Consider the following 23,244-nt stretch of genomic DNA (forward strand, 5'->3'; position numbering starts at 1 on the left):
GCCCGCTTGGAGGGGAGTGCCGGATGCCGTTCCTCAACGTCGTCGACCCGGAGTTCGATTTCACCGGACCGGAGGCGCTGGCCGCCCAGGATGACGGCTGGTATGCCGACAGCCCACTCGGCCCGCTGGTGCTGCGGCACGCCGAGGCGCAGGAACTCCTCCGCGACCGCCGGCTCGACCACGGTGGCGACGACTATCTGCGGCGCAACGGTGTGACCTCTGGCCCCATCCACGACTGGTGGGTGCCGATGATCGTCAACCGCGACGGTGCCGACCATCGGAGGCTCCGGGGACTCGTCAGCCGCTCCTTCACCCCGCGCACCGTCGAACAGCTGCGCCCGTTCATCCGCTCGACGGCCGAGGCGTTGGCCTCTGGGATCGCCGGCTCTCCGGAGACCGAGTTCGTCGAGGCGTTCTCTGATCGGCTTCCGCTGGCCGTCATGAGCGAACTGCTCGGCGTGCCGCCCGCGGACCACGACATCTTCAGCGTCTGGTCCAGCGACATCGGCCTGATCTTCGCCCTGGCCGCCGGCGGCGACGCGAAGGAACGCGTCGAGCGCGCGCTCACGGGCCTGGACGCCTACATCGACACCCTGATCGACGAAAAGACGAAGAACCCGGCCGGCGACCTGGTCTCCCGAATGGTCGCCGCCTGGCGCGACGAGGAGACCGTGACCCGTTCCGAACTGCGTAATCTGCTGGTCACGCTCGTCTTCGGCGCTCACGACAACACCCGCCACCAGATCTCGAACGCCCTCGTCACGTTCGCCGAGCACCCCGCTCAGTGGACGCTGCTGCACGACCGCCCCGACCTGGCCGACCGAGCCGTCACGGAGACGATGCGCTGGCGCCCGTCAGCGGCGAGCGTCTTCCGCCGAGCGACCACCTCCTTCTCGTTCCAGGGGCTGTCGATCGATGCGGGAAGCTTCGTGACGATGGCGGTGCAGACGGCTCAGCGGGATCCGCGCGCGTATCCCGGGGGACGGTCGTTCGACATCACGGCGGTTCGAGAGGCGCCGTTGTTGCAGTTCGGGGCGGGGCCGCATTATTGCTTGGGGTCGGCGCTGGCGTCGGCCCAGCTGAGCGAGATGCTGCCGGTGCTGACGCGCCGCTTCGGCCCACCGGTCATCACGGGCGAGGTGAACTGGCGACCGGCCATCGGCACTCACGGCCCGGACAACCTACCGCTGCGGCTGACTCATTGGTCCTCGTCCGGGGTATAGGGATCCGTCGGGATCAGACTGATGTCCGGGATGACGGCGGCTCGCTCCTGCGGAGTCGCGTCGAAGGACAGCATCGCGGCGCCTTCCGGAATGCCGACTCGGGGAAGGAAGATGCCGTGATGACCGACGTCGCACCACATCGTGGCGAAGCCGATTCGTGACTCCGGATTCCCCGTGTACGTGATGTGCAGCCGTCCCTGATCGCCGTCCGGGCACGAGACGTCGGACCGAGCCGGCCAGGCGTCCCGGATCTTGGTGAAGGCGTCGAACCACGCCTCCCACCGGTGGTTGGAATCTGTCATCTCACGCATCGGTCCATCTACTCCGGCTGTTCCGTGTCGAGCAGGTGTTTCTTGGACTGCCACCACTGTTCCTCATGGGCGTACGCACGGACTTCATAGACAGCGCGGTCCGCCTCGTCAAGAGGAAACTGCATCCCGTTGCGCAGCTCGTCGAGGTGGAATCTCTCATGCGCCAGCGTCCGGGCCAGCTGCTCCTCATCCATGAACGCGTCACGGGCCAGCTTGATCTCGCCGTCGGGCATGGTCACCCCGTAGAACTCCTTGCCAGGCCCCGAACCGCGCCGGACCTTGTCCAGAGTGAATCGGACGCCGTCCATGTCGATGCCGAACTTGCCCGCGATCGCCAGGACGTTCTCCCTGCTCATCAGGATCTTGGTGCCGTTGCGGACGATACCGTCACCCTGCCGGAACAGGCCGTTCTCCACCGGTCGTGCGGTCAGTGGGTCGGTCCGGCTCAGCCGCCCGAGCAACTGCTCGAGCCGGGACAGCACGGCGGTGAGGTCACTGAGCTTGCCGTCGAGGGACCGCAGGCTGTTCAGCAGAGCCCGGATGAAGTGCTGGATCCGATCGGCCCACTGTGCGACCAGCGCGGCGACCTGGCCGGCCACGACCGGGGTGGCTAAACCGAGCGTGATGCCTTCCGTGGCCAGCCACTGCGGCAGCCGCACCGCCAAGGTCGCGACGAACTGGGCGATCAGATCACGGACGATCTCCCGCACCATGCCGACCAGGAGACCGGCACCCTCGACCGCGTACGAGATCGCGCTCGTGACCGTCGCGATCCCGTCGAGGGCGGCGAGCTGCTCACCGGCGTGTGCGCGGTATGCGTCACCGGACGCGCCGTGCCACTCGGCGGTGTCGGTGCGGATCGCGGTCGCGTACCGCTGATGGGCCTCAGCGGCAGCGGCAGAGACGTTTCGCCAGGTACCTGCCTGCGCGGCGATCTCGTCGGGCATTCCGGCCAGCCAGTCGAGAGCGTCCTTGAGCGGCCTGACGTGCTCCATCAGCCAGCCGACACCCCAGGCGAACAGCGATCCGAGCGGATCGACCGCGACAGCCAGTACATCGAGGCTCGCACCGGTGCCGCCGAGCGTGACATCGACCCAGCTGTTGTCCCGGATGCCGTCGCTGATCTGCCGGGCATCCCCGACCAGGCCCAGACCGGTCGACCAGGTGGTCGAATTGTCTGCTCCGGCGATCAGCGGATTGCTCACAACGGCAGCTCCGGGCCTGTGGTTGGGTCCAGGCTATCGGCCTCGTCTACGGGGTGCCGGTCACTCGTACGATCTTGGTCTGCCCGGTGCTGTAGGCGAGGAAGTCCGCGTAGCCGGTCACCGAGACGCGGAAGTAGCCGGTGCGCCGGGCCGTCGTCGTGGTGGTGAAGGTGCCGTCCGCGTTGAGCTGGATGTCGTTGTAGCCGAAGGCGCAGCCGGTGTCGTCGCAGCCGTTGTCGACCCAGAGGCTGGTCTGCTGCGGGACGGCGGTCCAGCCGTTGACGCCGCGGCGTTCCACCCGGCCGGTGAGGGTGATCGGGTCACCGGCGTTGGCGCGGCGCTTGTCTGCCTGCACCCGGACCCGGGTCTGCTGCGGGACGACCGTGACCGTGTACGTGGCGCTGTCGCCGCTGCGGGTGTGCGGGAAGCCGCTGCCGTACCAGAACTCCATGGTGTTGATGGTGCCGGCCATCGTGAACGTACGCGTGAACGTGCCGTCCGCGTTCGTGACGATCGGCTCGTCGCCGCCCATGTAGACCCAGTGGTTGAGCGTCGCGCCGCCGAGCGGGCGTACCTCGCCGCTGCCGGGCCAGCGTCCCCGCAGCACGCCGCTGACGGTGACGTCCCGGTGGTCGAGGTCGATCGCCGGGCGGTCCACGGTGAGGTCCTCGACGGTGGCGACGATCTGGTAGTTCCAGATCATTTCGTTGGTGCGGGCGGTCGTACCGTCAACGGCGGTGACCGTCACGACAGCCTCGTATGTACCGGGTTCCATCACGACGGGCGCCGCCGTCACGTAGTGGATCCGGTCCGGCGCCTGGTCGTCCGCCAGCACGAAGTCGTCGGCTGTCGCAACGACGGCGGCGGTCTCCGGGTCGAGGAGGTCAGCATGCACGGACGCGATCGGGTCGGTGCTGTGGACGGTGACATGGATGATGCCCGGGTTGGGGCCGTTGGTGCTGATGATGATCTGCCCGATGTCAGCCGCCTGCGCGGCTGCGGGCGCGCCTCCGACGAACAGTGCGGTCGCGAGCAGTGCGGTTGCGGCGATGCGCCATTGCCTCATGATGTGGTCCCCCCGTGTATGGAATCCGGGCCCACTATATCGACAGCGATCGAGGGATTGGGGCTCGTGTGCCGTGACCTGACTCGCAGATACTTGCCTCTGACGTCAACGTGAGGTCTTACCGTTGCCGCATGCAGATCAACGGAACAAAAGTCCTCGTCACCGGCGCCAACCGGGGCCTCGGCAAGGCGTTCGCCGAGGCTCTTCTCGCTCGGGGTGCCACCACCGTCTACGCCGCCGCCCGCCGGCCCGAGAGCATCGACATCCCCGGTGTCGTACCCCTGCGGCTGGACATCACCGACCCGGCGTCCATCGGCGCCGCGGCGGCTGAGGTGGGGGACCTCGACATCCTCGTGAACAATGCCGGGATCTCCACGGACGCCCCGCTGCTCGGTGCCTCCACGGACAATGTCCGCCGTGAGTTCGACACCAACTTCTGGGGCACCCTCAACGTCACCCGGGCATTCGCTCCCAGGCTCGCCGGCGGCGCCATCCTCAACGTCATCTCGGCGCTGAGCTGGTACGCCTTCGCTCCGGCCAGCAACGGATACGCCGCCTCCAAGGCCGCGGAATGGTCTCTCACCAACGGCATCAGGCTCGAGTTGGCCGGCCAGAAGACCCAGGTCACCGCTCTCGCGCTGGCCATCGCCGACACCGACATGATGGCCGGGTACGACATCCCCAAACTCCCGCCGCACGAGGTGGTCAGCACGGCTCTCGACGGCTTGGAAGCCGGCAAGCTCGAGGTGATCGCCGACCGTCCCACTGCCAACGTCAAGGCCTCGCTCTCCCGCGACCCCGCCCTCTTCTACGCCGACATCCCGGCCGCTCTCTTCGGCTGATTTCACCCACCATCCGCTGGTAGGGTCACGCTTCTACTTCGGAGTGATGTCTCATGGCGGAGTTGTCGGTGAATACGGTGCTCGGTGAGTTCCGGCGCCCGGACGAAGGCTTCGAGTTTCACGGTCAACTCGGTGATGTGTCAGTCGTGCTCGACGCGGACGAGGAGTCTGCGGCGGCCGCACTCGCTCAGCGCGTGAGCACGACGGTCGGTGAACTGGACGGTTTCACCCGGCGGATCGCGGTGGACCTGGCGAACAGTTTCTCCCCCGAACGGCCTGGCGAGGTGGAGGTCTGGGAGAACGACGAGTCCGTCATCAGCACGGCCGAGTTCGCCCGCCGGATCCGTCTCGATTGCATTGCCGCGGCGGTCGAATGCGACATCGAGCTCTACTTCGATGACGACGGAATGTTCGGCGGGCACAGCATTCGCGTCTGGATCGACGAGGACGGCACGATGACCGACGCCCAGATCGCCGGCTAGAACAGTGCGCGGAGGTCGTCGATCGGGGTGGCGGTGTCGCCGCCGAGAGCTCTGCCCAGCACGGTCAGCCGGGGATCGACGCCTGCGGGATTGTCCACCAGGCAGCGGGTCATGAGGACGGACCAGAGCCGGCGGGTGGTGGCGGAGTCGGTGTCGCGGCGGGTGAACAGTGGCGACCGGGGCCGTCGTCGCCAGGGAAGGTCCGGGTCGGTCAGCGCGGCGTCCAGTTCCCCGAGCAGGAGGGCTGCCAACGGGGCCGAGGCCGCCGTTTCCGCCGACAGCAGCAGTATCGCCAGGGTCAGGAACATCGGCGAGGACGGATCGGCGCGCCAGTCGCCGGGCAGGTTGAGCCGGCACCAGGCCAGAAAGCGCACCGCGGCGTCGCGGGCCGGTTCTCCGAGTTCCCAGGCCGAGTCGACCAGCGGGGCGAGGGAGTCCACTGGATTACCGTCGGCGGTCACCGCCCGGGTCAGGAGCGTGCAGGCGAACAGTCGCTGGAGGTGGCCGCGCCGGTCCGCCGGCGTTGTCCACCGGGTCAGGGCCAGGACCTCGCCGGGGTTTCCGGTCAGGTCGTCGGGCAACCAGGGGCTGTGCACCAGGTCGGTCAGCGCCCGGCGATTCCCGGGCACGTCGAAGCCGTAGTCCGCCGCGGCGATCTCGTCGATCGCGGCAGCGTCCAGTTGCGGGGCCACCCAGGCCAGTAACGCGCGTTCGTTCGGGTCGAATGATGCGAACAGGTCACGGTCGGAACCAGCCACTGGGCGATGATGCAGCTTCGAACCGGTCGGCGTCCACGGCATATGCGCGGACGCCCGGCGCTGCTTCTCAGAAATGCGGTCGACCAGGTAGGCGCAACCACCGCCGAGCCGGCAACCAGGTCCCGGGCCCCCGAGATTCTCGGCGGGCGGGTTACTCCTCGGTGATCTCCAGGTCGGCGGTTATGGCGGAGAGAGTTTGGAAGAACTGGTCGTAGGGCTGCCGGCCGACGATTGCCGCGTATTCGCGTTCGATGTCGGCGACTATGCCGTCGGAGAGTTCCATCAGGCGGCGGCCCCGGTCGGTGGGCATGATGAGTTTGGCTCGGCGGTCGGCGGGGTCGGGGACCCGGGTCACGTAGCCCAGCTTTTCCAGCTCGTCGATTATCGCGCCGATGGTTTGCTTGTTGCGGCGGGAGAGGCGGGTCAGCTCGCTCTGGCGGAGGCCGTTCTCGTCGAGGTATGCGGTCACGGCTCCGTGGCGGGGGCGGATGTCGTCGAAACCGGCCTCGGCGCTGCGGCGGAACAGCTCGGACTGAAGGCCCAGCAGCAGCCGCGTGGCCAGCATCCCGAGGTCCGCGGGCCGGGTGCTTCGTCCCATGTGATTCCTATCGTGACTTGGGTCCAGCGCCAAGAAGGATCTCACGGCTGGTCACAGGTCGAGGAGCACGCGTCCGGTGGTGCCCGGGTTCTCGACCAGTTCGTGGGCGCGGACGATCTCGGAGAGGGGCAGGCGCGCGGCGATCGGGTAGCGAAGGTCGCCGGCGACCAGGGCGTCGGTCAGGCCGCGGGCGGCGGCGACGTTGGCATCCTCCGGGAAGTCGTCGTTGCTGAGGAAGCGCACGGTGATGTTCTTGAACGCCAGCGGCCAGAAGGGGACGCGCGGGGAGCTGTCGCCGGTGGCGTACGTGGCGAGGACGCCGTTGTAGGCGAGGACCTCCTCGTCGAGAGCGAGGTTGGTGTCGAAGGCGAGCTCGGCGACGCGGTCGATCGGCTGGTTGCCGGTGGCGTCCAGGATGCGCTTGGCCACGTCGCCGTCGGAGGTGGCGACGGCGTGATGAGCGCCGGCCTCCAGCGCGGCGGGGATCTGGTCGGCGCGGCGCACTGTCGCGATCACGGTGGCGCCACCCCGGCGGGCCACGGCGACCGCGGCTCGGCCCACGGCGCCCAGGGCTCCGGTCACCAGGATCCGCTTTCCGGTCACCGGGCCGTCGGCGAAGATCGCGCGATGTCCGGTCATCCCAGGGATGCCGAGGCCGGCGGCCTGATCGTCGGAGATCTCCGACCGCAGGGGTACGGCACGCGACTCCGGCACCACGGTGTAGGCGGCCGCGGTACCGAAGGGGCGGTAGGACTGGGCCAGATAGACCCACACGCGCTCGCCGATCCGGCGGGAGTCGACGCGCTCGCCGACGGCGTCGATGACACCGGTGCCGTCGCCGTGCGGGATCACCCGGGGGTACGCCATCGTCGAGCCCCAGTAGCCGCGGCGCTTGCCGACGTCACCGATGTGGATGCCGGACGTGGTGACGCGCACGCGCACCTCGCCGGGGCCGGGCAACGGGTCGGGCATCTCGCCGAGCCGGAGGACTTCGGCCGCGGGGCCCTGCTCGTCGTACCAGGCTGCGCGCATGACGGATCTCCATTGGTCATGGTTCTGGACTGTCCAAATTCTTGACCAAATTGGGTACGCGCGTCAAGCCCCGTGAATCGGGACTTCCCCGCCTGGCCCCGGCTCCGCGCGGGCCGTAGATCCCCGTGGAGGTCGAGCGGGATTGGCGTACCCCTTCTTCTTTCGCCCCCCGGGGCGCACTTGCCCCGTTACGCTGAGTCTCGCGTTGATTGCATCTAGTGAGGTCTTCATGTCGCAGCCGGTTGAGGTGGACGTCGTCATCGTTGGCGGCGGGCTCGCTGGGCTGTCCGCCGCCCGCAGGCTCGATCGCGCCGGTGTGGAATGGCTGCTCGTCGAGGGCTCCGACCGTCTCGGCGGGCGGGTAGGCACGGACGTTGTCGACGGATGGCGGATGGACCGCGGCTTCCAGGTGCTCAACACCGCCTATCCGCGGCTGCCGGCTCTCGTCGACGTCGACGCGCTGGACATGCGGTACTTCACCTCGGGCGTGCTCGTGCGGCGCGGCGGCGGGCTGCATCGGCTGGAGAATCCGGTACGCGATCCGCTCACCACCGCGCACTCCCTCACCTCGGGCGTCGGCACCTTCACCGACCGGCTCAAGTTCGCCGCGCTCGCCACCCGCTGTGCGACCCTGCCACCGGACAAACTGCTCGACACGCCGGAGACGACCACCCAGGAGATGCTGCGCAACGCCGGTCTCTCCCACCGGATCATCGAAGAGGTGCTGCGGCCGTTCTTCTCCGGCGTCTTCGCCGACCGCAGTCTCGACACGTCGAGCCACGTCACGGCGATGTTCCTGCGCTCGTTCACGCGCGGCCGCATCGGCGTGCCGGCCGCGGGCATGGCCGCCCTGCCCGCCGCGATCGCCGGCCCGCTGCCCTTCCCGCAGTTGCTGATCGGCGCGCGCACGCTGTCCATCGGCTCCGGAACGGTCGTCACCGAGGGCGGCGAGATCCGCTGCCGCGCCGCGATCGTCGCGACCGACCCACTCGCCGCGGCCACCCTGCTGCCTGTCCTGCCGCGACCCGACATGCACGGGCTGACCACCTTCTACTTCGGCGCCGACCGCGCCCCCGTCGACGAACCCATCCTCCTGCTCGACGGCGACCGGCGCGAAATCATCGCGAACACGGTGGTGATGAGCAATGCGGCTCCGGAGTACGCACCTGGCGGCAAAAGCCTCATCGCGGCCACAGTTGTCGGGGTATCCGCACCGTCAAGTGCATCCGAAGCGGTCATTCGCGTCGAACTCGCCCGCATCTACGGCGCGCCGACCGACGAATGGGACCTGCTCAATGTGGTGACGGTGCCACACGCACTGCCGGCAGCCCGCGTGCCACAGTCCCGCCTGCGCAAACCGGTAGCCCTCGGCGACGGCATCTTCGTCGCGGGTGATCATCGCGACAGTCCGTCTCTCCAGGGAGCGATGGCGGGCGGCTGGCGCGCCGCGGGGGCGGTACTGACGTCACTGGGCGCTAGCGTGGGGAGTCTGTTATGAGCGATATCAATCCGGAGAATTGGGCAGAATTCACGACACAGGACGGCCCCGAGGAGCCGTCCGTGGGCGATGAGGGATTGCCGCGGATCGAGGATCTGCAACCGCGCGACTTCGTGTCGGATCCCAGCAGGCAGATCATTCTCCTGCCTGCGGCGATAGATCGCTAGCTGCGGGTGTGGGGTTTTGGATAGGATCGCCGCCGGTACGGGGCGGTAGCTCAGTGGGTTAGAGCAGGGGACTCATAATCCCTCGGTCGCGGGTTCGAGTCCCGCCCGCCCCACCACCAGCATAAAAGCAAAGTACACAGTCAGATCGAGGACTGCACAACGCTCGTACAGGGAGGTACTGTACGCCTTGTGGAGTCCTTGACCAACCCCCGCGCACCCAAAATCAACGATGCCGCGCCCGATCTGGACGACATCCGGACGCTGCTGCCGGACTGGGCGAGGCACCTGAAGGCCAAGAACCGCAGCGCCGAGACGATCAAGAGCTACCTGCGGTGCGGACACAACCTCGCTGACTTCCTGGTGGAGCAGGGAATGCCGACAATTGTCGGCAGCGTCACCCGCGAGCACCTGGAGATGTTCTTCGGTGCGATGCTCGACCGGCTCTCGCCGGCCACCACCGCGAAGCACTACCGGTCCCTCCAGCAGTTCTGGAAGTGGCTGCTCGACGACGGCGAGATCACCCGGTCACCGATGGAGCGGATGAGCCCGCCCGCGGTGCCGGAGCAGCCGGTGCCGATCCTCACCGACGACGAGCTGCGGCGCCTGCTCGACGCCTGCAAGGGCACCGACTTCGAGGCCCGGCGCGACACCGCGATCCTGCGCGTGCTGATCGAGACCGGCGTCCGGCTCGGCGAGATCTCCGGACTCGACCTGGACGACGTGGACTGGGGCACCGACGTCGTCCAGGTCCTCGGCAAGGGCCGCCGCACCCGCTCGGCACCGTTCGGCGCGAAGACCGCCGACGCGCTGCGGCGGTACGTCCGGGCCCGGGCCAAGCATCCGAAGGCCAAGGCCAGCAACGCCCTATGGCTCGGCCGCCAGGGGCGCATGACGCCGTCCGGGCTCGCGCAGATGCTGGAGCGGCGCGGCGACCAGGCCGGCATCCCCGACGTGCACCCGCACCGCTTCCGCCACTCATTCGCCCACGACTGGCTGAGTGCCGGCGGCCAAGAGACCGATCTGATGCGGCTGGCCGGCTGGAAGTCACGGCAGATGGTCGGCCGGTACGCCGCCAGCGCCGCCGACGAGCGAGCACGAGAAGCGCACCGGCGCGCAGCGAGAGGAGACCGGCTGTGAGCCCGTTCGTTCCAGAGCCGTTCATCAGCTACGAGGAGTACAAGAACTCGCTCGGCGAACCCAGTCCGGAGCAACTGCGCCGAGCGAGGATGGAGACGCCAGACAGCCACAGTTGGAGCCATCAGGAACTGCTGGAGGCCGGGCCGCAGAGCGCTGAGGCCAGCCAGGCACTCCGCAAAATCCTCACCACCAGCAAGCGCTTTCGATTCCGCAGGCTTGCCATCGTCTGTCGACGAAACCACACGATTGGCGAGGTCTATCGCACCGCCGCCGGACTTGTGCTTACTGGCCTCGGCCCTTTAGACGGAGTCGAGGCATACGCGGTTGGCGGCGTGATCGAAGGCGGGTATGACCCCGAGTACGGCTACACGACCGCAACTGACTGGGACGCCACATGGGAGGAACAGCGCCGCGACAGCCGCAAGGAGTCGGTCGTGTGCCTCGTCGAGCAGCTCCGAGGGCCGGTTGACGACGTGAAGCTTCAATGTCGCTGCACGACCGCCAAACTCGACCATCAGAAGGTCATGGCCTACTTGGCTACCGGCAAGCGGCGCGTTGTCTACCAAGGCATTGCACAGCGCACGTAACGCTGTGCTACTGTGGATCTTCCACGCTCGCGCACCCGGTAGCTGCTGCGCATTGTCGGAACTTGAGCACCGGCCAGGACCGAAGAGGTCAGGCCAGCCGTGCCCGCAAGAAGCTCTTCCGACCGTTCCCTAATCGCCTCCATCGCTGCCGATGTCTCATGGGCGCGCACCGCAGATCGTGCGGCTCGGACTGAGGCCGCCCGAAAGGCACTGCTCGACCGTTTCGAGCAGTTGGTGCCTGAGGAAATCACCGATCCCGTAGCCCGTGCGAAAGCCGCCGAGAATCTGCGTCGGGCGTATTACAAGTCTCTCGCGCTCAAATCGGCACAGGCCCGCCGGGCGAAGGCCGCGCGCAAGCTGGGCGGTGCCGCATGACGCGGGCTGGGGGTGCCCGGCCTGCTAGCGACAGGCCGGCCACCGACCTCACCGTAGCCGACGAGAAGCTGCTGTTCGCCGCCGCTCGCATCCTGCTCCGGCACTACCACCCCGACTGGCGACCCACCGACGAGCAGCTCGACGCGTTCGCGCACGGCTACGCCCTGGGTGCCCGCGACAACCTCACCCAGGGCCGCATGAACCAGGTCCACCTGCCGCCCGACTGCGAATGGCCAACCGTCGCGAAACCGGGCGGTGGCGAGTGAATGAGACCGCCTACGAGCGGGTGATCCGCAAGCTGCGCGAGCACGGGTGCAAGGTCGTCGAGAAGGGCGGCCAGCGCACCGACGCGACCTGCCCCGCCCACGAGGACCACGCGCCGAGCCTGTCGGTCACCGGCATCCAAGGCCAGTGCCTCGTGCACTGCCACACCGGCTGCGACTACCGCGACGTCCTCGCCACGCTGGAACTGACCCCGGCCGACCTGTACGACGAACGCTCGGCCACCTACCGGTACGACGACGGGCGCACCGTCAAGCGATTCTACGACGAGCGCGGTAAGAAGCGGTTCGCGCAGACCGGCGCCGGGCCTACCTCGACGCTCTACCACCTCGCCCAGCTCGAAGCCGCCGGCCCGGACCGGTACGTGTTCCTCGTCGAGGGCGAGAAAGACGTCCACGCCATCGAGGCCGCCGGCGGGATCGCGACCACGGCACCGCAGGGCGCGCAGAGCTTCGGCAAGGCCGACGTCACGCCGCTGTCCGGCCGCCTGGTCGTCTGCGTGGTCGACCGTGACGAACGCGGCGACGATTGGGCCGCCCAGGTAGCCGCGAAGCTGGAAGGCGTCGCCAAGGCGTACCGATTCGTCCGGGCCGCAACCGGCAAGGACGCCGCCGACCACATCGCAGCCGGGCACGACCTCAACGCGTTCGAGGCCTACGAGCCGCCTGTGGACGACGTTGTGGACGAACCGCCGTCGCGGCTGGAGCGAATGACCGAGCAGAAGCTGCTCGAACTGCGCGCGGTCGAACAGGCCCGCGAAATCCTTGACCAGGAGCGGCACGCGCGCAGCTGGTCGCCTCCGGCGTCGTACGGCACGCTCACCGAAGAGCTGGCGATCCCGGCCCCCGAGGTGAGCTACCGGTTCAAGGGCATCCTCGGCGCCGGGCACAATGCGCTTCTGATCGCCACCCGCAAGGCGGGCAAGACCACGCTGATCAACCACGCGGTGCGCTGCCTCGCCGACGGCGAGCAGTTCCTTGGGCGCTTCGACACCACGCCGGTCGACGGGACGATCGCCGTCTTCAACTACGAGGTGGGCGCCGAGCAGTACCGCGACTGGATGCGCGACGTCCGCATCGAGAACAGCGACAAGGTCCACATGCTGCACCTGCGCGGCAAGCGCCTACCGCTGATCGACCCGCGAGTCCGGGCCTGGGTCACGCAGTGGCTTCGCGAGCGCCAGGTCAAGGTGTGGATCGTCGACCCGTTCAGCCGAGCCGCCGTCGGCTCCGTGCTCGACGGCAACGCCGAATTCCAGGTCGGCACGTTCCTCGACAACCTCGACGTCATCAAGGCCGAGGCGGGCGTCGAGGAGCTGATCATGCCCGCCCACACCCCCAAGGCCCGGGTGGACTCCGGCGAGGAGTCGGCCAGCGGCTCACAGCGGCTGGAGGGCTGGCCCGACGCGCTCTGGTACGTCACCAAGGACGACGCCGGCCTGCGATACATGCGCGCCGAGGGGCGCGACGTGGACGTGGCCGAGGAACAGCTCACCTACGACCAGAACACGCGCGGCCTGGTCCTTGGCGGCTGGGACCGGCGCACCGCGGCCGCCAACCGGGACGCCGAACACGTGCGCGCCTACGTCGAGGCGAACGCCGGCTGCACGCAGAACGCGATCGGCTCCGAGATGGGCTGGGGACCGACACGCACCTCCAAGGCCGTCTCGGCGGCCAAGCTCCGCCGCGAGCCCGGACCGGGGCGCTCGACGCTCCACTTCCTCGCATGAACGGGTGCTCCAGGTGCTCCAGAGCACCCCAGAGCACAGAGCACAACGTGGTGCTCCGCCTTAAGAGCGGCGGAGCAGAGCACGTCTACAGGACTCGGTGAACGGAGCACCCAATGACCATCGAACCGATCGACTGGCGCGCACGCCTGGAGGCCGCCGTCGAGAAGACCATCCGCGACCGGGCCAACCGCAAGGCCGAGCGGGCACAGCTCAAGGCCCGGCGCGACTACGGGCTCAAGGCCCGACACCGCAACAAGCTGAGGAGAAGCACCGTGGACCGACGTGTCACCTGCACCGTCATCGGCCGATGGACCGGCGAACGATGCACCGCCGAACCACTCGACACCACACCCGAGGCCGAAATCTTGATCTGCACACGGCACGCAGGACTCGTCCTGGAACTGATCGGCCAGAACCGCGTCACCGCACCCAAGGAGCAGCCGTGACCAGCACCACCGCAACCCTGCCCTGGATCCCCGTCGTCATCACCCAAGGCGACGCCGAACACTGCGCCCTCTGCGACAGCATCCTCGACTACGCGTTCATCACCATCGGCGCCAAGGGCAGGGGCGCCGTCTGCGAGGACTGCACCGACCAACTGCCCGAGGTCGGTGCACCGCTGTGGCAGCTCGCCCAGGCCCTCGACCGGATCGACAGCGCCATCATCGACCTGCCCCAGCAGCTGCGGCCCGGCGTCGCCGGTGTCGCACAGGACACGATCGCGAAGATCCTCGACTGGCGGATCGGCCCCATCACCGACGACGAGAAGACCGCCTACATCGCCACCATGGCCGCCCAGGGCAAGATGCTGCGCCTGCCCGGCGGGCGCATGGTCGAGGCCGCCGAGTACGACCCGGGCAAGCACGGCCCGTTCCTGCCCTGACCAGCGAGGCCGGGCGCACCGGTAATGCGCCCGGCCCCAGCAAGGAGGATCCCATGACCCACACCTTGGAGCTCGGCAGCAACCTGACCTTCGTGCTGATCGTGATCGCGGTCCTGACCGGGATCATCCGCTCAGGCCGGCACCGATGAGCCGGCGCGTACCGCGGTGGCTCAGCTGGTGGACGCTGCCCAGTTGGGCGCTGCCGGGGCTCGTCTGGGCCTGCCTCGTCGCCGGGGCACTGGCGTGAGCGCAGCGTGGAGCAAGGGCAGCACCAGGGCCTGGCGCAACGTCAGGGCCCGGGTGCTGCGCCTCGACCTGCCCGCAGCCCAGCGACCCCGCTGCGCCATCCGCCTCGACGGATGCACGACCAAAGCCACGCACGCACACCACCTGCACGGCAGGGCAAGCGGATGCCCCGGATGCAAGGCCGACCACATCGACCACCTCGCACCGAGCTGCCTCTGGTGCAATCTGTCCACCGGAGCACCGAGCGAGGCGGATCCGGCACCGAGACCGAACACGAGATGGTGACCGGATTTTAGGTGGGGAAGGACCGGGGCTGGACACCCGCTGCCCTGTTTCTCCCTCCCCGGGGTCGCCTCGTCACCGCAGGTCACGGGTGAAGTCGTGACCTCGTACTGTTACCCCCTACGGGTATGCTGGGCGGTCAGACGGGAGGGGTGAGATGAGCGCTGGATCCCGCTGGCTTCGGCCCGCTGACGAACTGATCGCCCCGGTGGTCGCCGAGGCGCTGGCCGCGGTGCCTGACCTGACTCCGGCCGACGCTGCGGCCAAGCGGCTTGCCGCCTGCTACGCCGACGCGATCGACGAGGCCGCCACCCTTGCGGCCGATGCCGCCCGGATCGCCGGCGCGCTCGATCCGGACGACCTGACCGGCCGGCAGATGCTGGCCCGGTTGGAGAAGCAGGTCGAGCAGCAGGTCGTGCTCGATGCGCTCGGCCCGAAGCTGCTGGCCGTCCTCGACGCCCTGGGTGCTACGCCGAAGGCCCGCGCCGCCCGGAAGGGAGGTGCCGGTGGTGGAAGCAACGTCCCTGGGAAGCTCGCCGCGCTCCGCGGCTCCCGTACCGCCTGACCAGCTGTTGGGAATCGCCACGCCGAGGCTGTTCACGCCGCCGCTGCGCCCGTTGACTCGGTCGACGACGCGCGGCTACGAGGTGATCGACTTCGCCCGCGACGTGCTCGGCGAGCCGCTCATGCAGTGGCAGGAGGAGGCCGCCCGGCGCGCCTTGGAACTACTCCCCGACGGCAGCTACCGCTTCCGGGTCGTCGTCATCTTGGCCGCTCGGCAAAACGGGAAATCTCACCTCGGCCGGGCGTTGCTGCTGCACAAGCTCTTCGTCGACGGTGCCCGGCTGATCCTCGGCGTCGGCCAGGACCTCGGCTTGGCCGAGGAGATGTGGGATCTGTGCCTGGAGACGATCGGCGGCGTGCCGGAGCTCGGGGCTGAGCTTGACCACATCCACCGGGTGAACGGCCGGAAGTACTTCCGGCTGACCGGTGGCGCCCGGTACGCGATCAAGGCCGCGAACAGGAAGGCTGCCCGCGGCCTGTCGGTCGACGTGCTCGACTTCGAGGAGCTGCGCGAGCAGCGCGACTGGGCGGCCTGGTCAGCGCTGTCCAAGACGACGAGCGCGCGGGCGAACGGGCAGATCTTCTGCTTCTCCAACGCCGGCGACGATCAGTCCGTGGTGCTCAACCAGCTGCGCGCCGCCGCCCTGGCCGCCGCCGACCCGTCGCTGTGCCTGCTGGAATGGTCGGCGCCGGACGGCTGCGATCTCGACGACCGGCAGGGGTGGGCGCAGGCCAACCCGGCGCTGAACCACCCCAACGGCATCAGCGAGGCCGCGATCCGCTCGTCGCTGGCCACCGACCCGCCGGCGGTGTTCCGCACCGAGGTGCTGTGCCAGCATGTCGAGCAGCTTGACGGGGCGTTCCAGATGGACGCGTGGCAGGCCGGCCGGGACGTGCAGGGCACCCTCGACGCCTACCGCGACCGGCTGGTCCTCGGTCTCGGGGTGGCGCCGGACGGCGAGCACGCGACCCTGACCGTGGTGGCGCTGCTGCCGGACGGCCGTCCCCGGGTCGAGGTACGCGCCGCGTGGTCGTCGACCGAGGCGCTGCGCACCGAGCTGCCGGGCATCCTCGAGGCGATGAAGCCGCGGGCGGTCGCGTGGTTCCCCGGGTCTCCGGCTGCTGCGGTGGCGGTGCTGCTGCGCTCGCTGACGGTGAAGCCGCCGGCGCCGGGCAAGCCGTTGCCGCGCGCGGACCGGGACAAGCCGATCGGGCTGGAGCTGACCGGTGGCAAGGCGGGTGAGGCGTTGCAGGGCCTGGCCGACCTGGTCGTTGCGCGCCGGGTCGTCCACGGCGGCGATCCGCTGCTCGACGCGCATCTGGCGGGTGCGCAGCGTAAGGCGACCCCGGACGGCGGCTGGACGATCGTGCGCCGCGGTGCCGGGCATGTGGACGCGGCTGAGGCTGCCGCGGCGGGCGTGTACGGCGTGCTGACGCTTCCGACCACCCCGCGGCGTGCGGCGTTCGCGGTCTGAGAGGCAGGACGATGACGATGAAAAGGCTGGCCGGGGCGGCGCTACCCGCCGTCCAGGTGCTCGCCGCGGTCGCGGCGGTGGCCGGGTTGTATCTGCTGGCGGGGCTGGCGTGGACGCTGCTGGCCGTTGGTGTGCTGGTGCTGGCCGCGACCACAGCGGTCGAGTTGCTGCCGCTGCTGCGCCGTCCTGGGCCGTCTGCGAACCGGCCGGTGCCGCACGTCACCCGGACCCGGGCGGGTTTGCGGTGAGGGGCCTCGGCGGGGTGCTCGGCGACCTGATGACGCGGGCGGTGGGCGGGCACACGGTCAGGTACGACGTCACCGACACGGTGACCGGGGACATGCAGACGTTCACGCTGGTCGACGGGCTGTCGCCGGACTGGGGCAGCGGCGACTACCGGGGCGGGCTGTCGATTCCGGGTGCGGCACGGGCGACGACGATCATCTCCGACATCATCGGTGCGCTGCCGTGGGACGCCTACCGGCAGATCGGCAACCGGCCGTTGGAGCTGCTGAGGACGCCGCCGCTGCTGGAGCAGCCGTTCCCGTACGAGCAGCGCGTCGACACGTTCTCCAGCTGGGCGACGGACTATTTGTGGGACGGCAATGCTGTCGGCCTGTGGGCGGCGCGCGACGCTCAGGGCGTGCCGACCTCCGTGCTGCCCGTGCCGGCCGAATCGGTCGGTGTCCGCTGGGTCACCGCCGGTCAGCCGTCACCGCTCGAGCTGCCCGCCGGGGAGGTCGAGTACAACATCGGCGGCCGGGCCTACTCGCGGTGGGAGGTGCTGCACATCAAGGGCCCGCACAAGCCCGGGGCGCTGCGCGGCACCGGGGTGCTGGAGCGGCACTTCGACACCCTGTCGCACTCGCTGGAGCTGGGCCGTCAGGCCCGCGCCGTCTCCCGGCACGGCGTTCCGACGGGCGTGATCGAGCTGGGCCCCGAGACGCTGCCCGAGGACGCTGCCGCCGTGAAGCAGGCGTGGCTGGCGTCGCAGCGTGACCGCACGATCGCGGCGATCGCGAACGGCAGCTTCAAGCCGATCAGCTGGAACCCCGAAGAGCTGCAGCTGATCGACGCCCGCAAGTTCTCGCTGGTCGAGTGGGCGCTGATCTTCGGGTTGCCGTTCAGCCTCATGGGCGCCGAGGCCGGGTCACCGCTGACCTACAGCAACCTGGAGGCCGACGGCCGCAACCTGCTGCGGACCACGATGCTCGGGCACCTGGCCCGCTTCGAGCAGACCCTGTCGGCGGCGTTCCCGCGCGGCACCCGGGTCAAGGCGAACCTCGACGCGATCCTGCGCTCGGACACGAAGACCCGCTACGAGGCGCACCAGATCGCCCTCACGGCCGGGTTCCTGACCGTCGACGAGGTCCGCGACCTGGAGGACCTGCCGCCCCTGCCGGACCAGCCCGATCCCGAGCCGCCCACCGACCCGACCGAGCCGCCGGCCGACGCCGAGGAGGATGACCAGTGACCACGTTGGAGACCCGCCAGTTCGTCCCGGCCGACCTTGAGGTCCGTTCCGCCGGTGACGGGCGCACCGTGCACGGGATCGCCGTGCCGTTCGGGATCGAGCAGCGCATCAACGAGCACCTGGTCGAGCAGTTCGACCTGGGCGTGTTCGCGCACCAGGTGCGGGCGGCGAACCGGGTGCGGTTCTCCCGCGAGCACATCGACTTGGGCGGGTCGCTGATCGGGGCGACCACGATGCTGCGCGAGGAGGCGAAGGGCCTGTACTGGGAGGCCCGCGCGTCGCGGACCCCGCTGGGCGACGAGACCCTGGAGCTGATCAAGGACGGTGCGCTGACGCATCTGTCGGTGGCGTTCCGGTCCCGGCCGCGCGGGTCGGTGCGGCTGCCGTCCGGGGTGGTCGCCCGCCGTAAGGCAGACCTGATCGAGGTCGCCGTCGTCCTGGAGGGCGCCTACGGCGACGCCGCCCGCGCGACCGGGGTCCGCTCCGCCGACCAGCTGGACGAGGTGGACGAGGTGTGCTGCACGCACTGCCGCGCCACTCGCGGCGCGAGCTCGAACCGGGAGGCGGCGCGCCGGATCGCCGCGGGTATCCCGGTGCTGCCGCCGGCCGTCTGAGGCTCGCTATACCCGGCTGGGGTATCGCGCGCTACCCTGATCTTCAGCACGCCGACACCCCGGCCGCCCCGCACCGCACCCCCGCCCCCGGCGGGCCCCCGGTGACGTGAGAGCAGCACGGCACCCCGGTCAGACGATCCGATCCCTGACCGGGAGGCGTTCCCCGTGAACCCGTACCTCGCCCGGCTGCGCAAGCAGTTCGAGGCGCTCAACACCACCATCGAGGGCATCCAGACCCGCGCCGCCGATGCCGACCGTGACCTCACCGACGACGAGCTGCGCTCGGTCACCGAGCAGGCCGAGCAGGCCAAGGTGCTGGCGAAGCAGATCGAGGACCTGACGGAGGTCGAGACCCGCTCGACGGCCGTCGCGAAGCTCGCCGGGGTGGCCGGTGACGCCCTGCCCGAGGGCGACCAGACCCGCGCCGCCGGTGGCGCCCGCACCCAGGACCGCGACCCGGGCCACTACACCCGCGCCTCGCAGCATTCGTTCTTCGCCGACATGTGCCGCTCCGCGATGGACGGCGACCAGGACGCGCACCGGCGCCTCGCCGAACACCACCGGGCGCTGACGACCACCGGCGCCGGCGTCGGCATCGTCCCGCCGAAGTGGCTGACCGACGAGTACGCGTCGCTGGCGCGTCAGGGCCGGGCGCTGGCGAACGCCGTCCGCAACATCCCGCTCGGCCGGGACCCACGGCCGATGACGCTGCCGAAGCAGACCACCGGCGCCGACTCGTCCAACCCTGCCGAGCAGGCCGCCGAGAACGACCCGACGCCCGGCGCCGACAAGTTCGGCACCGACGTGGACACCGTGGTGCCGAAGCCGACCCGTGGTCTGCAGACGGTGCCGCGGCAGCTGATCGACATGTCGAGCCCGTCCGTGGACCTGGTGATCTTCGGTGACCTCACCGCCGAGTACAACCGGCAGGTCGAGGCGAAGGTCGGCGCGGCGCTGATCGCCGCGTCCGGGTCGGCGGTGACCACGTTCGCCAACGAGGCCGCGTTCAAGGGCACCCCTCCGGCGGTTCCGGCCGGTGACGCGATCGTGGACGGTTCCATCGCGGTGTGGGACGCCCGCAAGCTGCCCGCCGACGTCCTCGCGATGTCGATCAAGCGGTGGGGTGCGTTCAAGAAGCTGCGCGACACGACCGGCCGCAAGCTGATCCCGGCGAGCTCGGCCGGGCCGATGAACGTCGACGGGGTCGGCACCGTCCAGGCGGTCGGCGAGTACGAGGGCCTGGCCATCGTCGTCACCGAGTCGCTGAACATCGGCCCGTACCCGGACAACTTCCTGACGCTGCGCGGCGCCGACACGCTGCTGTTCGAGGGCGACGAGATGCGCTTCAAGTACGAGGAGCGCTCCGGCCCGGAGTCCGTGGAGCTGGGCATCTGGCGGTACACCGCCGTGCTGGTCCGCTACGCCGGCCAGTCGTCCAAGCGCGTCCAGGTCACGGCGGCCTCCTGATGTGGGTCAAGACGGCGGAGGGCGACTGGGTGAACCTGGCCCTCGTCGCTGCGCTGACCACGGAGGAGATCACCTCCGGCACCTGGGTCGTCAACGCAGGCACCCGGCGCCTGGCGGGCACCTACGCCAGCCAGGCCGACGCGCAGGACGCGGCCCGCACGCTCGTCCACGGTTTCGATCAGACGGCCTGAGAGGGGCTCCGACATGCCGTACAAGGGTGGTTTCGCGCAGGGCTCCGGCCTCAAGGTGGTGCGCGGCCGGTACGACTTCGCCGTCGACGGCGGCGCGGTCAGCACCATCGACCTGACCAGCAAGGCCGACATCCCGGCCGGGTCGATCGTGATGGGCGGGTACGTCGAGGTGGCGACCGTGCCCACCTCGGGTGGCTCCGCCACGGTGGCCGTCCAGGTCGAGGGCGCGGGCGACACGGTCGCCGCCGCGGCGATCTCCGGCGCCCCGTGGTCGACGACCGGCCGCAAGTCCGTGATCCCGGTGTTCACCGGCGCCAGCACGCTGAAGACGACCGCGGCCCGCAAGATCCAGGCGGTCGTCGGCACGGCGGCGCTCACGGCCGGCGTGTTCGACGTCGTCCTGTTCTACATCCGGCCGATGGACTGAGCCGATCGTGGCCTGGGCACCCGACTACGTGACGCCGGTCGAGTTGCAGTCCTACCTCAAGGACGAGTACCTCGACGCGGCGCTGCTGGCTGCCTGGGTCACGACCGCGTCGCGCGCGGTCGACGACTACTGCGGGCGGCAGTTCGGCCAGGTCGATGTACCTCAGGCACGGGTCTATCCGGGGCAGGATCTCGGCGCGGCCGGGTGGCGTTTCGAGGTCGACGACCTGGAGGACCTCACCGGGCTGCAGGTCGCCGACGCCGACGCCAACCCGGTCACCGGCTACACGTTCGGCCCGATGAACGCCGTCGCCAAGGGGCGCCCGTACGAGTGGCTGACCGCGCGGGTGTCCGGCGAGCTGACCGTCACCGGCCGGTGGGGGTGGTCGCAGGTCCCCGCGGCGGCCAAGACGGCCACGCTGTTGCAGGCGGCGCGTCTCGCGCAGCGCCGCGACTCGCCGTTCGGGATCTCCGGATCGCCGCAGGAGCAGGGTGAGCTTCGGCTGCTGGCCGCACTCGACCCGGACCTGAGGACCTCCCTGAAGCCGCTGGTGCGCCGCAGGTGCGTGATCGCGTGAAGCTCGACGCCGTGATGGACGAGGCCGCGGCGGTGCTGCGGGAGATCTCCGGGCTCAACGTATCCGCCTACCCGCCCGGGTCGCTGACGGCACCGGCCGGCTACGTGTCGTACCCGACCTCGATCGACCTCGACGAGGCGTACGGCCGCGGCGAGGACCGGTTCACCGACCTGCCGCTGGTGCTGCTGGCGGGCAAGGCCACCGACCGGGCCGCGCGGGACACGGTGGCCGCCTGGTCGGCCGGCAGCGGCCCGCGCAGCGTGAAGGCGCACATGGAGGCCCATGCCTGGGCCTCCTGCGACGACCTGACCGTGACGTCGGTCGAGTTCGACGTCGAAACGATCGCCGGGGTGCCGTACCTCGCCGCGATGTTCAAGGCAACCGTCGTGGGACCAGGAGAGGGCTAATGCCGACCACGCTCAAGACGATCGTCACGGCGCAGATCGAGGCGGTCTACAAGAACGTCCTCGATCTGGGGACGCCGACGGACAACCTGCTGAAGAAGGTCAAGATCGAGCTGGCCGACGGGACCGGCGCCAACTCGGCCGACCGGATGTTCCATGACCAGCGCACCCTCGCCGCGTCCGCGAGCGAGGATCTCGACCTGGCCGGTGTGCTCGCGTCGCCGTTCGGCGCGACGCTGACGTTCGTCGAGCTGCGGGCGGTCATGATCTGCGCCGCGTCGACGAACACCAACAACGTCCGGGTGACCCGGCCGGCGTCCAACGGCGTCCCGCTGTTCCTCGCCGCCTCGGACGGCCTCGACATCCCGCCCGGCGGCCTCTTCCTGTGGTCCTGCCCAGCGGACGGGAAGGTCAGCGTGACCGCGGGCACCGGCGACCTGCTCACCGTCGCCAACTCCTCGTCCGGATCGACGGTCACCTACGACGTCGTCATCGTCGGCACCAGCGCGTAAAGGGGGAACGTCATGGCGCGCGTGCACAGCAAGCACACCGTGATCCTGATCGACGGTCACGACATCTCGGGGTTCTGCACGGACTCCAACTGTGAGGAGTCGTCCGGCACGGAAGATGTGACCACCTACGGCAAGAACAAGGTCGTCAAGGATCCGACCCTGGGCGACGGCGCGTTCGGCTGCTCCGGTAAGTACGACTCGGCGGCGGCCGGGCCCCGCGCTGTCCTGAAGCCGCTCGTCGGCACGAAGGTCAACATCAAGTACCGGCCCGAGGGCACCGGCGCCGGTCTGCCTCAGGACTCGTTCGACGCGGTGATCACCAAGTACACCGAGACTGCCCCGGTCGCCGGGTACCGGCTGTGGACGCTGGAAACCGAGCCGTCGGACGAGTGGGACTCGGCGGATCAGGCATGAGCGAGATCGCGAGCATCGACGACCTGTTCGACGGCGACGATGTCACCGCCGACGTCCACGAGCTCACCCTGCCGAACGGCAAGGTGGTCAAGGTCCGCGGCCTGTCGCGCTACGAGCTGATCCTGGCCGGTAAGGGCACCGAGGACGGCGCGCTGATCGAGCGCCGCAACATCCAAATGTGCATGGTCGAACCGGCCATGACGCTCGGCCAGGTCGAGGCGTGGCAGAAGCGGTCCCGCGCCGGCGGCGGCGGATACGCGCTGGTCTCCAAGACGATCCGGGACCTGTCCGGGCTCGGCGAGGGAGCCGACAAAAGCGATCTACGAGCGGTTCGAGACGAATCCTGACCTGGAGTTCGACCACTTCCTGTGCCTGAAGCTCGGGTGGCGGTCGGTGGACCGGATGCGCCGGGAGATGTCCTC

The 23,244-nt window shown here is 69.5% G+C and carries 29 protein-coding genes, 1 tRNA gene and 1 pseudogene; 24 read left to right on the plus strand and 7 right to left on the minus strand.

Going from position 1 to position 23,244, the window contains the following annotated elements; all coding sequences use genetic code 11:
• The first annotated feature begins 23 nt into the window (after positions 1–23).
• On the plus strand, positions 24–1,223 hold the full coding sequence (locus AB0M02_RS44100) for a cytochrome P450 (RefSeq protein ID WP_364238498.1): 1,200 nt from the start codon (positions 24–26) through the stop codon (positions 1,221–1,223).
• Here the strand turns inward: AB0M02_RS44100 and AB0M02_RS44105 are convergent.
• Genes AB0M02_RS44105 through AB0M02_RS44115 form a run of 3 tightly spaced genes read right to left on the minus strand, consistent with a single transcriptional unit; the run spans position 1,199 to position 3,805 of the window.
• Positions 1,199–1,525 (minus strand): hypothetical protein, encoded by a 327-nt coding sequence (locus AB0M02_RS44105; RefSeq protein ID WP_364238499.1) that lies wholly within the window; start codon positions 1,523–1,525, stop codon positions 1,199–1,201. The genes AB0M02_RS44100 and AB0M02_RS44105 overlap by 25 nt on opposite strands.
• 17 nt (positions 1,526–1,542) lie before the next feature.
• Entirely contained in the window at positions 1,543–2,739 is a 1,197-nt protein-coding gene (locus AB0M02_RS44110; RefSeq protein WP_364238500.1) for a hypothetical protein, read from the minus strand.
• A gap of 46 nt (positions 2,740–2,785) precedes the next feature.
• On the minus strand, positions 2,786–3,805 hold the full coding sequence (locus tag AB0M02_RS44115; RefSeq protein ID WP_364238501.1) for a hypothetical protein: 1,020 nt from the start codon (positions 3,803–3,805) through the stop codon (positions 2,786–2,788).
• Between the two features lie 131 nt (positions 3,806–3,936).
• Here AB0M02_RS44115 and AB0M02_RS44120 point away from each other — a divergent pair, with 131 nt between their 5' ends.
• Positions 3,937–4,647 carry an SDR family oxidoreductase gene (locus AB0M02_RS44120; RefSeq protein ID WP_364238502.1) on the plus strand — a complete coding sequence of 237 codons (711 nt, stop codon included), beginning with the start codon at positions 3,937–3,939 and terminating at the stop codon, positions 4,645–4,647.
• Positions 4,648–4,715: 68 nt separating this feature from the next.
• Positions 4,716–5,129, plus strand: coding sequence for a DUF2262 domain-containing protein (locus tag AB0M02_RS44125; protein WP_364238503.1), 414 nt, complete (start codon positions 4,716–4,718; stop codon positions 5,127–5,129).
• Here the strand turns inward: AB0M02_RS44125 and AB0M02_RS44130 are convergent.
• The 3 genes from AB0M02_RS44130 to AB0M02_RS44140 all read right to left on the minus strand — a co-directional run bounded on the left by AB0M02_RS44130 (position 5,126) and on the right by AB0M02_RS44140 (position 7,517).
• A complete protein-coding gene (locus AB0M02_RS44130; RefSeq protein WP_364238504.1) occupies positions 5,126–5,887 on the minus strand; it encodes a hypothetical protein in 762 nt (253 codons plus the stop codon). The genes AB0M02_RS44125 and AB0M02_RS44130 overlap by 4 nt on opposite strands.
• 151 nt (positions 5,888–6,038) lie before the next feature.
• Positions 6,039–6,485: a MarR family transcriptional regulator gene (locus AB0M02_RS44135; RefSeq protein WP_364238505.1), complete on the minus strand. Its 447-nt coding sequence runs from the start codon at positions 6,483–6,485 to the stop codon at positions 6,039–6,041.
• A gap of 51 nt (positions 6,486–6,536) precedes the next feature.
• The gene (locus AB0M02_RS44140) at positions 6,537–7,517 is read right to left on the minus strand and encodes an NADPH:quinone reductase (RefSeq protein WP_364238506.1); all 981 of its coding nucleotides are present in this window, start codon (positions 7,515–7,517) and stop codon (positions 6,537–6,539) included.
• A 229-nt stretch (positions 7,518–7,746) separates the two neighbouring features.
• On the opposite strand from AB0M02_RS44140, the gene AB0M02_RS44145 reads away from it, so the two are divergent.
• The 10 genes from AB0M02_RS44145 (at position 7,747) to AB0M02_RS44190 (ending at position 15,268) form a co-directional block, all read left to right on the plus strand.
• The gene (locus AB0M02_RS44145; protein WP_364238551.1) at positions 7,747–9,015 is read left to right on the plus strand and encodes an NAD(P)/FAD-dependent oxidoreductase; all 1,269 of its coding nucleotides are present in this window, start codon (positions 7,747–7,749) and stop codon (positions 9,013–9,015) included.
• Positions 9,012–9,182, plus strand: a complete 171-nt coding sequence (locus AB0M02_RS44150) for a hypothetical protein (protein ID WP_364238507.1) — start codon at positions 9,012–9,014, stop codon at positions 9,180–9,182. The genes AB0M02_RS44145 and AB0M02_RS44150 overlap by 4 nt, the downstream gene beginning before the upstream one ends.
• Positions 9,183–9,221: 39 nt before the next feature.
• Positions 9,222–9,298: transfer RNA gene (locus AB0M02_RS44155), tRNA-Ile, on the plus strand.
• A 73-nt stretch (positions 9,299–9,371) separates the two neighbouring features.
• The gene (locus AB0M02_RS44160; protein WP_364238508.1) at positions 9,372–10,319 is read left to right on the plus strand and encodes a tyrosine-type recombinase/integrase; all 948 of its coding nucleotides are present in this window, start codon (positions 9,372–9,374) and stop codon (positions 10,317–10,319) included.
• A complete protein-coding gene (locus tag AB0M02_RS44165; RefSeq protein ID WP_364238509.1) occupies positions 10,316–10,906 on the plus strand; it encodes a hypothetical protein in 591 nt (196 codons plus the stop codon). Before AB0M02_RS44160 ends, AB0M02_RS44165 begins: the two co-directional genes overlap by 4 nt.
• Positions 10,907–11,277: 371 nt before the next feature.
• Positions 11,278–11,547, plus strand: a complete 270-nt coding sequence (locus AB0M02_RS44170; protein ID WP_364238510.1) for a hypothetical protein — start codon at positions 11,278–11,280, stop codon at positions 11,545–11,547.
• A complete protein-coding gene (locus tag AB0M02_RS44175; protein WP_364238511.1) occupies positions 11,544–13,292 on the plus strand; it encodes an AAA family ATPase in 1,749 nt (582 codons plus the stop codon). The genes AB0M02_RS44170 and AB0M02_RS44175 overlap by 4 nt, the downstream gene beginning before the upstream one ends.
• Before the next feature lie 113 nt (positions 13,293–13,405).
• Positions 13,406–13,738, plus strand: coding sequence for a hypothetical protein (locus AB0M02_RS44180; protein ID WP_364238512.1), 333 nt, complete (start codon positions 13,406–13,408; stop codon positions 13,736–13,738).
• Positions 13,735–14,175 carry a hypothetical protein gene (locus AB0M02_RS44185; RefSeq protein ID WP_364238513.1) on the plus strand — a complete coding sequence of 147 codons (441 nt, stop codon included), beginning with the start codon at positions 13,735–13,737 and terminating at the stop codon, positions 14,173–14,175. Before AB0M02_RS44180 ends, AB0M02_RS44185 begins: the two co-directional genes overlap by 4 nt.
• A 685-nt stretch (positions 14,176–14,860) precedes the next feature.
• Entirely contained in the window at positions 14,861–15,268 is a 408-nt protein-coding gene (locus tag AB0M02_RS44190) for a hypothetical protein (RefSeq protein ID WP_364238514.1), read from the plus strand.
• A 620-nt stretch (positions 15,269–15,888) separates the two neighbouring features.
• Here the strand turns inward: AB0M02_RS44190 and AB0M02_RS44195 are convergent.
• Positions 15,889–15,981 (minus strand): annotated as a pseudogene (locus AB0M02_RS44195) (hypothetical protein); the annotation flags it as partial.
• Between the two features lie 772 nt (positions 15,982–16,753).
• Here AB0M02_RS44195 and AB0M02_RS44200 point away from each other — a divergent pair.
• From AB0M02_RS44200 to AB0M02_RS44250, 11 genes are all read left to right on the plus strand, one after another.
• A complete protein-coding gene (locus tag AB0M02_RS44200; RefSeq protein ID WP_364238515.1) occupies positions 16,754–16,990 on the plus strand; it encodes a hypothetical protein in 237 nt (78 codons plus the stop codon).
• Positions 16,987–18,216: a phage portal protein gene (locus tag AB0M02_RS44205; protein ID WP_364238516.1), complete on the plus strand. Its 1,230-nt coding sequence runs from the start codon at positions 16,987–16,989 to the stop codon at positions 18,214–18,216. The genes AB0M02_RS44200 and AB0M02_RS44205 overlap by 4 nt, the downstream gene beginning before the upstream one ends.
• Positions 18,213–18,830, plus strand: coding sequence for an HK97 family phage prohead protease (locus tag AB0M02_RS44210; protein ID WP_364238517.1), 618 nt, complete (start codon positions 18,213–18,215; stop codon positions 18,828–18,830). The genes AB0M02_RS44205 and AB0M02_RS44210 overlap by 4 nt, the downstream gene beginning before the upstream one ends.
• 165 nt (positions 18,831–18,995) lie before the next feature.
• Positions 18,996–20,297: a hypothetical protein gene (locus tag AB0M02_RS44215; protein WP_364238518.1), complete on the plus strand. Its 1,302-nt coding sequence runs from the start codon at positions 18,996–18,998 to the stop codon at positions 20,295–20,297.
• Positions 20,297–20,488, plus strand: coding sequence for a hypothetical protein (locus AB0M02_RS44220; RefSeq protein WP_364238519.1), 192 nt, complete (start codon positions 20,297–20,299; stop codon positions 20,486–20,488). The genes AB0M02_RS44215 and AB0M02_RS44220 overlap by 1 nt, the downstream gene beginning before the upstream one ends.
• Before the next feature lie 13 nt (positions 20,489–20,501).
• The gene (locus AB0M02_RS44225; RefSeq protein WP_364238520.1) at positions 20,502–20,915 is read left to right on the plus strand and encodes a hypothetical protein; all 414 of its coding nucleotides are present in this window, start codon (positions 20,502–20,504) and stop codon (positions 20,913–20,915) included.
• 7 nt (positions 20,916–20,922) lie between these two features.
• Positions 20,923–21,492: a hypothetical protein gene (locus tag AB0M02_RS44230; RefSeq protein ID WP_364238521.1), complete on the plus strand. Its 570-nt coding sequence runs from the start codon at positions 20,923–20,925 to the stop codon at positions 21,490–21,492.
• Positions 21,489–21,899 carry a hypothetical protein gene (locus AB0M02_RS44235; RefSeq protein WP_364238522.1) on the plus strand — a complete coding sequence of 137 codons (411 nt, stop codon included), beginning with the start codon at positions 21,489–21,491 and terminating at the stop codon, positions 21,897–21,899. The genes AB0M02_RS44230 and AB0M02_RS44235 overlap by 4 nt, the downstream gene beginning before the upstream one ends.
• Positions 21,899–22,408: a hypothetical protein gene (locus AB0M02_RS44240; protein ID WP_364238523.1), complete on the plus strand. Its 510-nt coding sequence runs from the start codon at positions 21,899–21,901 to the stop codon at positions 22,406–22,408. Before AB0M02_RS44235 ends, AB0M02_RS44240 begins: the two co-directional genes overlap by 1 nt.
• 12 nt (positions 22,409–22,420) lie before the next feature.
• Positions 22,421–22,822 (plus strand): hypothetical protein, encoded by a 402-nt coding sequence (locus AB0M02_RS44245; protein WP_364238524.1) that lies wholly within the window; start codon positions 22,421–22,423, stop codon positions 22,820–22,822.
• Entirely contained in the window at positions 22,819–23,169 is a 351-nt protein-coding gene (locus AB0M02_RS44250; RefSeq protein WP_364238525.1) for a hypothetical protein, read from the plus strand. The genes AB0M02_RS44245 and AB0M02_RS44250 overlap by 4 nt, the downstream gene beginning before the upstream one ends.
• Positions 23,170–23,244: the final 75 nt, after the last annotated feature.

Source organism: Actinoplanes sp. NPDC051861, from assembly GCF_040681145.1.
GTDB lineage: Bacteria > Actinomycetota > Actinomycetes > Mycobacteriales > Micromonosporaceae > Actinoplanes.

What these genes read in the sequence shown, in the direction of transcription:
- AB0M02_RS44100 (WP_364238498.1), top strand. Translation starts at nt 24, where the DNA reads ATGCCGTTCCTCAACGTCGTCGACCCGGAGTTCGATTTCACCGGACCG.
- AB0M02_RS44105 (WP_364238499.1), bottom strand. Translation starts at nt 1,525, where the DNA reads ATGACAGATTCCAACCACCGGTGGGAGGCGTGGTTCGACGCCTTCACC.
- AB0M02_RS44115 (WP_364238501.1), bottom strand. Translation starts at nt 3,805, where the DNA reads ATGAGGCAATGGCGCATCGCCGCAACCGCACTGCTCGCGACCGCACTG.
- AB0M02_RS44120 (WP_364238502.1), top strand. Translation starts at nt 3,937, where the DNA reads ATGCAGATCAACGGAACAAAAGTCCTCGTCACCGGCGCCAACCGGGGC.
- AB0M02_RS44135 (WP_364238505.1), bottom strand. Translation starts at nt 6,485, where the DNA reads ATGGGACGAAGCACCCGGCCCGCGGACCTCGGGATGCTGGCCACGCGG.
- AB0M02_RS44140 (WP_364238506.1), bottom strand. Translation starts at nt 7,517, where the DNA reads ATGCGCGCAGCCTGGTACGACGAGCAGGGCCCCGCGGCCGAAGTCCTC.
- AB0M02_RS44145 (WP_364238551.1), top strand. Translation starts at nt 7,747, where the DNA reads ATGTCGCAGCCGGTTGAGGTGGACGTCGTCATCGTTGGCGGCGGGCTC.
- AB0M02_RS44150 (WP_364238507.1), top strand. Translation starts at nt 9,012, where the DNA reads ATGAGCGATATCAATCCGGAGAATTGGGCAGAATTCACGACACAGGAC.
- AB0M02_RS44170 (WP_364238510.1), top strand. Translation starts at nt 11,278, where the DNA reads ATGACGCGGGCTGGGGGTGCCCGGCCTGCTAGCGACAGGCCGGCCACC.
- AB0M02_RS44180 (WP_364238512.1), top strand. Translation starts at nt 13,406, where the DNA reads ATGACCATCGAACCGATCGACTGGCGCGCACGCCTGGAGGCCGCCGTC.
- AB0M02_RS44190 (WP_364238514.1), top strand. Translation starts at nt 14,861, where the DNA reads ATGAGCGCTGGATCCCGCTGGCTTCGGCCCGCTGACGAACTGATCGCC.
- AB0M02_RS44200 (WP_364238515.1), top strand. Translation starts at nt 16,754, where the DNA reads ATGACGATGAAAAGGCTGGCCGGGGCGGCGCTACCCGCCGTCCAGGTG.
- AB0M02_RS44220 (WP_364238519.1), top strand. Translation starts at nt 20,297, where the DNA reads ATGTGGGTCAAGACGGCGGAGGGCGACTGGGTGAACCTGGCCCTCGTC.
- AB0M02_RS44225 (WP_364238520.1), top strand. Translation starts at nt 20,502, where the DNA reads ATGCCGTACAAGGGTGGTTTCGCGCAGGGCTCCGGCCTCAAGGTGGTG.
- AB0M02_RS44240 (WP_364238523.1), top strand. Translation starts at nt 21,899, where the DNA reads ATGCCGACCACGCTCAAGACGATCGTCACGGCGCAGATCGAGGCGGTC.
- AB0M02_RS44245 (WP_364238524.1), top strand. Translation starts at nt 22,421, where the DNA reads ATGGCGCGCGTGCACAGCAAGCACACCGTGATCCTGATCGACGGTCAC.
- AB0M02_RS44250 (WP_364238525.1), top strand. Translation starts at nt 22,819, where the DNA reads ATGAGCGAGATCGCGAGCATCGACGACCTGTTCGACGGCGACGATGTC.